Annotated in this window: 1 protein-coding gene; it reads left to right on the top strand. The window is 50.7% G+C overall.

Annotation, left to right across the window (positions count from 1 at the left end; genetic code table 11):
• Positions 1–777: 777 nt before the first annotated feature.
• Positions 778–1,179: transposase (locus DWB67_RS17710; RefSeq protein WP_147385981.1), on the top strand; the 402-nt coding region annotated here is incomplete at its 3' end.

Here is a 1,179-nt window from a genome sequence, read left to right as displayed (position 1 = left end):
CACACGATCCGTCACCACAAAGCGCTGCTCGTTCATCCCAACCTCCGTTTGGGAGATTTGAATCAGAAATCAAAACCTATGGGAAGTATGATTGTCCACGGGCCCTAGAAAACACGATGCCATCAATCGCCACGGAAATACCTATCTAGCCGTCAGCTTTGCGAACGCGTTCTGTGATAAGGCCACGGTAGAAAGCCATGATTGGTACAACCGACTGGAGTAGCACCCGTCAACGTGCTTCCGGTGCACAGACGTTGGACCAGTGCAATATAAAGAAAGTCGGTTAAATTATACATAAATTATTTAGAAATCTGTATTTTAAAGAAACAACTCTCAATGAGAATGTCGAGAGGCAAGTTTTGGCGTGGGGAATCTGTCCTTTTTCGGTTTTTCCCATACTACCATCATGAATATGGGACTGGAAGCAAACCGGTCATGACGAGCAACGCTATTGGCACTTGTGTATTATCTAATACAGCAAAGTTTGTTCAAGGCTGCTGGCCTCCAGACCCTGTAGCTGATTTGCTGCTTTCCAAGCAGGAGGACACGTAAAAAAGTGTCATTTTAACGATGGAAATCCTAGCCTATGCACAATCATTAAATCGTATTGTCTTTAAAAATCGTCCAATCTTGGGCAGACCAAGTATGATCCTAGCTTGTTTGCGGAAGCCGATTGCAAGCGCAAATTAGCGATCACTCGGCTTGCCTTCAGAAGGGCGTTGTTGCACAAAGGGATGAGGGATTCACCTTGCGAATCCAGTGTAGTAGCTCGAAGGCATGAGCAGACCTCCGAAGACGACCTACAAGACCACCAACTGGAAAAGTTATAATCAGGCGCTGAGGCAGCGCGGATCACTGACCGTTTGGTTTGATCCCTCGATGCAGTGGGAAGCCATTCCGTCGGGGCGTCGCGGTCGTCAGCAGGCCTATAGCGACGCTGCGATCCAGGCCTGCCTCACTCTTAAGACCCTCCTCGGGCTGCCGCTCCGCCAAGGCGTGCCGTTGTTCGCCATTGGTCCGAGAACAATGGCACGCGGTTTCGTGGCGAGCTTGCTCGAACTGTCCGGGCCCGGCTGGTCCGTGCCGGATTTCAGCACTCTGTCACGTCGCCAGAAGACCTTGAACGTGACGATCCCGTATCGTGGTTCCAAGGGGCCGCTGCATCTGCTCGTGGATAGC

Source organism: Paracoccus sp. JM45 (assembly GCF_003590715.1).
GTDB lineage: Bacteria > Pseudomonadota > Alphaproteobacteria > Rhodobacterales > Rhodobacteraceae > Paracoccus.
The sequence above is the reverse complement of the archived record's forward strand: the minus strand, read 5'-3'. Positions and strand labels throughout refer to the sequence as shown.